This window comes from Mesorhizobium sp. M2A.F.Ca.ET.037.01.1.1, from assembly GCF_003998075.1.
In the GTDB taxonomy this organism is placed as follows: domain Bacteria; phylum Pseudomonadota; class Alphaproteobacteria; order Rhizobiales; family Rhizobiaceae; genus Mesorhizobium.
This window is the reverse complement of record NZ_RZSA01000163.1, coordinates 1-9,002: the sequence shown is the minus strand read 5'-3', so window position 1 is coordinate 9,002 and position 9,002 is coordinate 1. Positions and strand designations below refer to the sequence as shown.

Below are 9,002 nucleotides of genomic sequence, written 5' to 3'. Positions count from 1 at the left end.
GACCATCTTCTTCGGCCCGATCACCCGCGTCGACAAGACCAACGCGACCGGCCGGAACTGCTGGAAGCCCGAAGACATCAAGTAAACGGACTTTCCGATGAGCATGGCCGAAAGCCTTGTGCGCTGGCGCTACCGTCTGCTCCCCCACCATGTGGTCGGGGAGATCCTGACCAAGAAATGGATCGACAGCGTCATTCCCTTCACGGCGCTGGTCATCCTGTGCGCGATCTTCGGCGTGATCGTGCCGGGCTTCTTCGATGTGGCGACGCTGACCAATCTCAGCGGCCAGACCGCCGAGCTCGGCCTTGTCGTGCTCGGCATGACCATTGTCATGGTGTCCGGCGGCATCGATCTCTCGGTCGGCTCGACCTTCGCGTTGGCCGTGCTGGTCACGCTCTACGGCATGAACGTCGAGCAGTGGAGTTTTGGGACCGGCCTGCTGGCCTGCCTCGGCCTCGGTGTCGTCTGCGGCGCCATCAACGGCTTCCTGGTCGGCTTCCTGCGCATGCGGGCGTTTCTGACCACGCTGGTCACGCTCATCATCTACCGATCCACCTTCGACATCATCTTCCCGCATGTCTCGACGGCGATCGTCACCAGCGGCCCGGATTCGCCGACCTATGATTTTCTGGGCTTCGGCACGATCTGGGGCGTGCCGACCTCCTTCGCGGTCTTCATGGTCATTGCCATCGTGATCCACCTGGTGCTGTCGCGCGCCCGCTATGGCTGGCGGCTGTTCGCGGTCGGCGGCGCGCGCCGCTCCGCCTACAATGCCGGCATCAATGTGCGCTTCACTCTGTTCAGCGCCTATGTGCTCTGCTCGGTGCTGGTGGCGCTCTCCGGCTTCTTCTTCTCGGCCCGCATCGGCAGTGCCGCCTCCGATATCGGCACCGGCCTCGAGCTGCAGGTGCTGACCGCGACAGTGCTCGGCGGCATCTCGCTCGGTGGCGGACGCGGCTCGGTCGCCAAGGCGCTGATGGGCACGCTCTTCGTGCTCGTCCTGTCGAACAGCCTGCTCGCGCTCGCCGTGCCCGGCCCAGTCAACTACCTGATCCTCGGCCTCGTGCTGCTGCTCTCGGTCATGCTCGATGTGCGCTGGGTGAAGAACCGCCACAAGATCCTGCGCAGCGTCTATATCTCGCCGACCTTCGCCAAGATGCCGCAGGCGATCTCGACCGAGCCCGGCGTGCCGATGGCGGTGAACGACAGGCTGAAAGATGTCGGCGTCATCGGCCTCGGCTTCCTCGACGGCTCCGAGGATGTGATCTTCGACCGGCAGGACCGCCTCTACACCGGCAGCCGCCAGGGCGACATATTGCGCTTCCAGCCGCCGCACTACACGGAGAGCGAAGTCTTCGCCCATATCGGCGGCTCGCCGCTCGGCATGGCCTTCGACCGCGACGACAATCTGGTCATCTGCGTCGCCGGCATGGGCCTCTACCAGGTCTCGCCGGCGGGCGAGGTGAAGCTGCTCACCGCCGAGACCAATCGCTCGCTGACATCGGTGGTCGACGACTCGACCATGAAGCTCGCCGACGACTGCGACATTCTCCCAGACGGCCGCATCGTCTTTTCCGAAGCCACGGTGCGTTTCGAGATGCACGACTGGTATGCGGACGCGCTGGAGAGCCGCGGCAACGGGCGCATCATCGTCCACGATCCGCGCACCGGTTCGACCCGCACGCTGCTCTCGAACCTCGTCTTCCCCAATGGCATCTGCACCGCCTTCGACGGCCAGTCGGTGCTGTTCGCGGAAAGCTGGGCCTGCCGCATCAGCCGCTACTATTTCGACGGTCCGAAGAAGGGCAGGGTGGAGCGGGTCATCGAGGGACTGCCCGGCTATCCCGACAACATCAACCGCGCCTCCGACGGCACCTATTGGCTGGCGCTGATGGGCATGCGCACGCCGGCGCTCGACCTGTCGCTGGAAATGCCCGGCTTCCGCCGCCGCATGGCGCGGCGCGTGTCCGAGGATGCCTGGCTGATGCCCAACCTCAATACCGGCTGCGTGCTGCGCTTCGACGAGAAGGGCCAAATCCTGGAAAGCCTTTGGGACCAGGCCGGCGAGAAACATCCGATGATCACTTCGATGCGCGAGCACAAGGGCATCCTCTATCTCTGCGGCATCTTCAACAACCGCATGGGAACCCTGCCGCTGAAGGGCTCCGATCCCAACTGGTTCAGCTCGGATTCCTACTGGGGCAAAAAGCCATGAGCGCCGTGAGCCGGCTTTTCGATCGCTTTCTCGGCCGTGGCGACTGGGCGGTGACCGTTCCGACGCTCGACGGGCCGCTGCTGCCCAACCAGGACCTTGAGGAGGCGGAGCTCTTCGCAGGCCTCGCTGCGGCCGACAATCTGGTGCGGACCGAAAAGGGCATGCTGGCGAGCAGCGCGAACCGGCTGATGCGGTTCGATGCCGACGGCAAGGCCGAGGTCCTGCAGGAATTTCCGGGCGAGATCACCGCGCTCGCCCATGCACGCGGCATGACCGCCCTGGCCACCGGCGGCAAGGGCGTCGTCATCCGCGGCGGCCTGCATGACGGGCGGCAGGCGACGGGCGACGAGGCCCACAGGCTGTCCTGCGTTACCGCGCTGACTTTCCTCGACAGCAACACGTTGCTGGTCGCCAACGGCTCGGCCACGCTGCCGGCGAGCGCCTGGCGCCGCGACCTGATGCAGAAGAACGCTTCAGGCTCGGTCTGGCGCCTCGACCTGAAAAGCGGCCGGCTGGAGCTGATCCGCGACGGCCTCGCCTGGCCGGCCGGCATCGCCACCACCGGGTCAAACCGCGTCTACGTCACCGAGGCCTGGCGCCATCGCGTGCTGGCGATCGATCTCGCCGGCAAGGCGACGGCGCCGGTGCTGGAACATCTGCCGGCCTATCCGGCGCGCATCGCGCCCGCCTTCAACGCCGGCTACTGGTTGACCTTCTATTCCGTGCGCAATCAGCTGGTGGAGTTCATCCTGCGCGAGGAGACTTTTCGCAAGCGCATGCTGGTTGAGATACCGGAAGCCTACTGGATGGCGCCGTCGCTCAGCTCGTGGCGCGACTACCGCGAGCCGATGCAGGGCAGCCAGCTCAAGCAGATGAACGTGCTGAAGCCTTACGCGGTCACCAGGTCCTACGGGCTGGTGGTGCATTGCGACCAGAACATGAAGCCGCTGTCGAGCTTCCATTCGCGGGCCGACGGCACGGTGCACGGCACGATCAGCGCCTGCGAGGTCGACGACGACCTGCTCGTCGCCTCGCGCGGCGGGTCGCGGATCGTGCGCGTGGCCAAGGCCGCCAGCGGCAAGCGGGGTTAAGCGATGTCGGATAACATCATCGAGCTCAAGGACGCGACCAAGGCGTTCTCGCGCATCCCGGCCTTCAAGAACGTCAATTTCGACCTGCGCAAGGGCGAGATCCACGCGCTGCTCGGCGAAAACGGCGCCGGCAAATCGACGCTGACCAAGGTCATGGCCGGCGTGTTCAAGCTGACCGAGGGCAAGCTCTTCTTCGACGGCAAGGAGGCGTCTTTCGCAACGCCCGCCGAAGCGCTGCGCGCCGGCATCGCCATGGTGTTCCAGGAGACCAATCTGGTGCCGGCCATGACGGTGGCGCAGAACCTCTATCTCGGCGAGGAGAAGATGTTCAACCGGCTGCGCGGCCTCTACATCCAGGCGCGGCAATTCCTTGCCGGCATGGGGTTCCAGGTAGACCCGACCGCGCAGGTGAGCACGCTGGGCGCCGCCCACAAGCAGATGGTGGAGATAGCCCGCGCCGTCCACCACAAGGCCCGCGTGATCATCTTCGACGAGCCGACCGCGACGCTGACGCCGGAGGAGAAACGCCATTTCTTCAACCTGCTGCAGCGGCTGGTGAAGGAAGGCATCGCCATCATCTTCATTACCCACGCGCTGGAAGAGGCGCTCGCCGTCGCCAACCGCATCACCGTGATGCGCGACGGCGAGATCGTGGCTTCGGGCGAGGCCAAGGGTTTCACCCGCGCCTCGATCGTGCAGGCCATGGTCGGCCGGACGCTCACCGAAACGCTGCATGGCGAGGTCAAGCGCACCGCGCGCCCCTATGGCGACAAGGTGCTTTCGGTCGAGAACCTCTCCTGCGCCGGCCTGGTGCGCAACTCGTCCTTCTCCGTCTTTTCGGGGCAGGTCACCGGCATGTTCGGACTGGTCGGCGCCGGCCGCACCGAGATGGCCAAGGTCGTTGCCGGGCTGTTGAAGCGCAACATCTTCCATGGCGGCGAAATCCGCCTGCTCGGCAAGTCGGTGCGCTATCGCGTGCCCAGGCCGGCGGTGCGCGACGGCATCGTCTATGTGACGGAGGACCGCAAGTTCGACGGCTTCTTCGAGACGATGACGGCGGGCGAGAACCTGCAGATCGGCGAACTGACGGACAAATCCAACCCGGTGTCGATCGTGTCCCTGGCGCGCGCCAGGGAACTCGCCAAGCAATGGGGCGAGCGGCTCAGGCTGAAGCAGATCAGCGAGCGCGCCAGGATGATCGAGCTTTCGGGCGGCAACCAGCAAAAGGTCGTGATCGCCAAATCGCTGATACAGCAGCCCAAGCTGGTGATCTTCGACGAGCCGACGCGCGGCGTCGATGTCGGCGCCATCGTCGAGATCCACCAGCTCATCAGCGACCTTGCCGATCAAGGCATGGCCGTCGTCGTCATCTCCTCCTATCTGCCGGAAATCCTTGCGGTCTCCGACCGCATCCTGGTCGTGAAGCGCGGCCGCGTGGTCGAGGAGATGATGCTGTCGGACGCGACCGAAGAACGCGTGATGTTCGCCGCCGTTCATTGAACTGGAACAGATTTGCTGGCTAAGGCCTGGAACGGCCCTATTGCCTTGCAATCGCTTCCGCGTCTGAATAGGTCAGGAGGCCAGATCACCTGCCCGAGCGGACATGTCCAGCATCAACCTCAAACTTCTGCAGACGTTCCTGCTCGCCGCCGAAAACGGCAGCTTCCGGCGCGCGGCCGAAGAGAGCAACCGTTCCCCTTCGGCCGTTTCCATGCAGATACGCGACCTCGAGGAGCAGATAGGCATCTCGCTATTCATCCGCACGGCGCAGCGCGCCAGCCTGACGCCGGAAGGCCAGGTTCTGTTCGAGGAGATCGCCAATGCGATGTCGCAGGTGCAGACCAGCCTCGACCGGCTGACCGAGATCGCCGCGCGGCGCAAGGGCAAGGTGCAGATCGCCTGCGCGCCGACGCTGGCGGCGAGCCGGCTGGGCGACATATTGGCGACATTCAAATTGCGCTATCCGCGCTCGATCGTCGAGGTCATCGAAACCCCGCCGCAGGCCGCGCTTGCGCTGTTGCAGCAACAGGAGGTCGAGTTCTATCTCGGCCCGGAAGTGCCGAACCTCGACGACTTCCAGTTCGAGTCGATCCTGGACGATCCGCTGATGGCCTGCATCCCGGTGGAGACCTATGGCGGCGAGAAGAAGCTCAATCTGTCCGACCTCAAGCGCTTCCCGCTGATCCTACTCAACCGCAAGACGGCGGTGCGCGGTCTGCTCGACCGGCTGACCGCGGCAGAAGGCATCGAGCTCAAGCCGCAATACGAGGTCGAAAGCGCCCAGACAGCGGTGGCGCTGGTGTCGTCGGGATTGGGCGTCTGCGTGGTGCCGGGCATCGCCATCTCGCGCAATGACGAGCGCATGCGGGTGGTGCCGATCGACCATCGCGACGCCCATCGCGCCGTCGGCATCATCACCGCGCGCGGCTACGTGCACCATTCCTTTTCCGAACAGCTGATGAACCTGATCCGCACCAATCTGCGCGAGCTGGCTCACTGAGTACGGCGTTTTAGAGATTAGTGCAGAAAGCCACTCCGTTCGTCATCCTAGGGCGCAGCAAGGAGCGAAGCGACGCGCGAAGACCCTAGGATCCATGCCGGAATCTCGACCGTAGAGTGCCACGGTGCAGGATGGTCGTTGACAGCAGCACCGATTAGGATCCTCCACATGACCGGATACGTCTACATGACCGCGAGCCAGAAAGGCGGCACGATCTACATCGGTGTCACCAATGACCTCGCTCGCCGAATTCCAGAGCACAAAACTGGCCAGGGTTCACGCTTCACCAGCCGCTACAACGTACAGCGTTTGGTCTGGTACGAGGAGTTTTTCGATATCGCCGACGCCATTCAGCGCGAGAAATCGCTGAAACGCTGGCAAAGGCAATGGAAGGTCGAACTGATCGAGAAGACCAATCCGACTTGGTCCGAGCTATTTCTCGGGATCGGCTGGTGACTATTCCTCACCCCAGCAGCGCTCGCAAGTTCAGGCATGGATCCTAGGGTCTGCGCGCGTCGCTTCGCTCCTTGCTTCGCCCTAGGATGACGAAGGCATTTGCGTACCCGCCTTTCGCAGGCCGGCCTCACCTGAATATCAATCTGTCTGGATCCAGACCGCCTTCGTCTCCAGATATTCGTGCAGGTGCTCGATGCCGCCTTCGCGGCCGTAGCCGGACATCTTCATGCCGCCGAACGGCACGGCCGGATCGATGGCGTGGTACATGTTGACCCAGACCGAGCCGGCCTTGACGCGGCGGGCGAGCTTGTGCGCGGTGCCGAGGTTGGTGGTGAAGATGCCGGCCGCCAGGCCGTAAGGCGTCGCGTTGGCGCGCGCAACGGCCTCGTCCAGCGTGTCGAAGGGCATGGCCGAAATGACCGGACCGAAGATCTCTTCCCGTGCGATCGTCATCTTGTCGGACACCGCGCCGAAGACGGTCGGCGCGATGAAGTTGCCGCCGTCATAGAGCTCGCCCGTCAGCCGCGACCCGCCGGCGACCAGCCTGGCGCCTTCGTCGCTGCCGGCCTTGATGTAGCCTTCGACCTTGCCGGCCTGCCTTGCGTTGATCAGCGGCCCGATCTCGGTCTCAGCCTCGATGCCGTGGCCGATGCGCAGCTTGCCGGCGAACTCCGCGACCCGGCGCACGAACTCGTCGTGGATCTCGCGCGCCACGAACAGGCGTGAGCCGGCAATGCAGATCTGGCCGGAATGCACGAACACCGCCATTGCCGCGACCGGCACGGCCTTGTCGATATCGGCGTCGCGGCAGACGATGATCGGCGACTTGCCGCCGAGCTCCAGCGAAACGCGCTTGAGGTTGGTGACGCCGGCGCGGGCGATCGCCTGGCCGGTCAGCGTCGAGCCGGTGAAGACGATCTTGTTGACGTCCGGGTGCTCGGCCAGCCGCGCGCCGGCCTCGGCGCCCGTTCCGGTGACGATGTTGACGACGCCGTCGGGCACGCCGGCTTCCTGCATCAGCTTCGCGATCAGGAGCGGCGTCAGCGACGCATCCTCAGACGGCTTCAGCACGATGGTGCAGCCGGTGGCGAGAGCCGGCGCGATCTTCCAGATCGAGGCGGCGGTCGGGGCATTCCAGGGGATGATCGCGCTGACGACGCCGACCGGCTCGCGCCGGGTGAAGGTGACGATCTCGCCGGGGATCGAATTGTCGATCGCCTCGCCATGCAGCGCGGTCGCCATGCCGCCATAGAAGCGCAGCATGCCGATGACCCGGCGGCGGTTGGCCAGCGTGCGGGTGATCGGCAGCCCCATGTCGAGCGTGTCCGAGACGCTGAGCTCTTCCCAATGTTTTTCGAAGAGGTCGGCGATCCTGAGCAGCACGCATTGCCGCTCGTAGGGCGAGAATTTCGACCAAGGGCCTTCGAAGGCGGCCCGCGCGGCGGCCACCGCCGCGTCGATATCCGCGGCTCCGCCGCGCGGCACCGTCGCCAGCACCTCGCCGGTCGCCGGGTTTAGCGCCTGCATCACCTCGCCGGACTGCGCCGCGACCCACTTGCCGCCGATGAACATCGGCCGGAATTCGCCATGGTAGAGCGTGGTGGCCTTCGCCCTCGGGTCGAAGTTCAGCGTCATCGTCTCCTCCTCACGAATTCCGAGGCGACTATTACTCCCGCTTCGGGCGACCTCAAACAAGGAAAGCTAAAAGGGCGTTCAGATAATCGGACTGTGCAACGCGCGCGTCTTCCCCGATGGTGCCGGCAACGGAGGAACAGATATGAGACTTGCTGGCAAGGTCGCCATCGTCACCGGTGGCGGGTCGGGGTTTGGCGAAGGCATCGTCAAAAAATTCGTCGAGGAAGGCGCGTCTTTCGTGCTGATGGATCGCGACGAAGCCGCGGCTTCGCGCGTTGCTGGCGAAGCCGGCGACAAGGTGCGGCCAATCACGGGCGACGTCTCGACGCTGGAGAGTTTTACGGCGGCCGCCGACCTGGCGCTCTCGGCCTTCGGCGGGCTCGACATACTCGTCAATAACGCCGGCGTGGCGCAGCCGCCATTGCCGCTTGAGACGATGGCCGAAGGCCTGTTCGACCGCATCGCCAACGTCAACATGCGCTCGATCTACAACGGCGCCCGCGCCGTGGTGCCGCATTTCAAATCAATCAAGTCCGGCGCCATCCTCAACGTCGCTTCGACCGGCGGCGTCTCGCCGCGTCCGAACCTCACCTGGTACAACGCTTCCAAGGGCTGGGCGATCGCCGCTACCCGCGCCATGGCGGTGGAACTCGCGCCGTTCGGTATCCGCGTCAACGCGATCAACCCGGTCGCCGGCGATACGCCGCTTCTGTCCACCTTCATCGGCTCCGGCGAGGAAAACCGCGCCCGCGTCGTCGCCACCATCCCGATCGGCCGGCTGTCGACGCCGCAGGACATGGGCAACGCCGCGGCGTTCCTGTGCTCCGACGAAGCCAGCATGATCACCGGCGTCGACCTGAATGTCGACGGCGGCAAATGCATCTGAATATTTGCGGTTCCTGAGGGATTGGCGATGAAGGATGTCTACCAGATCGCGGTCGTGCATGGCGACTGCATCGGCCCCGAGGTGTGCGCCGCGGCCGTCGAGGTGGTGAATGCGGCACTCGGGCCGGACTGCCCCTTGCGTTTCACCGAATATCCGGCTGGCGCGGAGCATTTCCTGAAGACGGGGCAGAGCTTTCCCCAGCCAACCTTCGCGGCGTGC

Annotated in this window: 8 protein-coding genes; 7 read left to right on the top strand and 1 reads right to left on the bottom strand. The window is 64.8% G+C overall.

Annotated elements, in window-relative coordinates; genetic code table 11:
• Positions 1-97 precede the first annotated feature (97 nt).
• The 5 genes from EOA27_RS10915 (at position 98) to EOA27_RS10895 (ending at position 6,262) form a co-directional block, all read left to right on the top strand.
• Positions 98-2,215 (top strand): SMP-30/gluconolactonase/LRE family protein, encoded by a 2,118-nt coding sequence (locus EOA27_RS10915; protein ID WP_126081842.1) that lies wholly within the window; start codon positions 98-100, stop codon positions 2,213-2,215.
• Positions 2,212-3,306: an SMP-30/gluconolactonase/LRE family protein gene (locus EOA27_RS10910; protein ID WP_126081843.1), complete on the top strand. Its 1,095-nt coding sequence runs from the start codon at positions 2,212-2,214 to the stop codon at positions 3,304-3,306. Before EOA27_RS10915 ends, EOA27_RS10910 begins: the two co-directional genes overlap by 4 nt.
• Before the next feature lie 3 nt (positions 3,307-3,309).
• The gene (locus EOA27_RS10905; RefSeq protein ID WP_126081844.1) at positions 3,310-4,806 is read left to right on the top strand and encodes a sugar ABC transporter ATP-binding protein; all 1,497 of its coding nucleotides are present in this window, start codon (positions 3,310-3,312) and stop codon (positions 4,804-4,806) included.
• A 103-nt stretch (positions 4,807-4,909) separates the two neighbouring features.
• On the top strand, positions 4,910-5,806 hold the full coding sequence (locus tag EOA27_RS10900; RefSeq protein ID WP_126081845.1) for a LysR family transcriptional regulator: 897 nt from the start codon (positions 4,910-4,912) through the stop codon (positions 5,804-5,806).
• Between the two features lie 168 nt (positions 5,807-5,974).
• Positions 5,975-6,262: a GIY-YIG nuclease family protein gene (locus tag EOA27_RS10895; protein ID WP_126081846.1), complete on the top strand. Its 288-nt coding sequence runs from the start codon at positions 5,975-5,977 to the stop codon at positions 6,260-6,262.
• 138 nt (positions 6,263-6,400) lie between these two features.
• On the opposite strand, the gene EOA27_RS10890 is transcribed toward EOA27_RS10895, so the two are convergent.
• On the bottom strand, positions 6,401-7,897 hold the full coding sequence (locus EOA27_RS10890; protein WP_126081847.1) for an aldehyde dehydrogenase family protein: 1,497 nt from the start codon (positions 7,895-7,897) through the stop codon (positions 6,401-6,403).
• A gap of 142 nt (positions 7,898-8,039) precedes the next feature.
• Here EOA27_RS10890 and EOA27_RS10885 point away from each other — a divergent pair, with 142 nt between their 5' ends.
• Both EOA27_RS10885 and EOA27_RS10880 read left to right on the top strand, forming a co-directional pair.
• Positions 8,040-8,783, top strand: a complete 744-nt coding sequence (locus tag EOA27_RS10885; protein ID WP_126081848.1) for a glucose 1-dehydrogenase — start codon at positions 8,040-8,042, stop codon at positions 8,781-8,783.
• A gap of 27 nt (positions 8,784-8,810) precedes the next feature.
• Positions 8,811-9,002, top strand: a 192-nt coding sequence (locus EOA27_RS10880) for an isocitrate/isopropylmalate family dehydrogenase (RefSeq protein WP_245491065.1), incomplete at its 3' end; no start/stop codon positions are given.

Coding starts and splice junctions, on each gene's coding strand:
- EOA27_RS10915 (WP_126081842.1), top strand. CDS start 98: ATGAGCATGGCCGAAAGCCTTGTGCGCTGGCGCTACCGTCTGCTCCCC.
- EOA27_RS10910 (WP_126081843.1), top strand. CDS start 2,212: ATGAGCGCCGTGAGCCGGCTTTTCGATCGCTTTCTCGGCCGTGGCGAC.
- EOA27_RS10905 (WP_126081844.1), top strand. CDS start 3,310: ATGTCGGATAACATCATCGAGCTCAAGGACGCGACCAAGGCGTTCTCG.
- EOA27_RS10900 (WP_126081845.1), top strand. CDS start 4,910: ATGTCCAGCATCAACCTCAAACTTCTGCAGACGTTCCTGCTCGCCGCC.
- EOA27_RS10895 (WP_126081846.1), top strand. CDS start 5,975: ATGACCGGATACGTCTACATGACCGCGAGCCAGAAAGGCGGCACGATC.
- EOA27_RS10890 (WP_126081847.1), bottom strand. CDS start 7,897: ATGACGCTGAACTTCGACCCGAGGGCGAAGGCCACCACGCTCTACCAT.
- EOA27_RS10885 (WP_126081848.1), top strand. CDS start 8,040: ATGAGACTTGCTGGCAAGGTCGCCATCGTCACCGGTGGCGGGTCGGGG.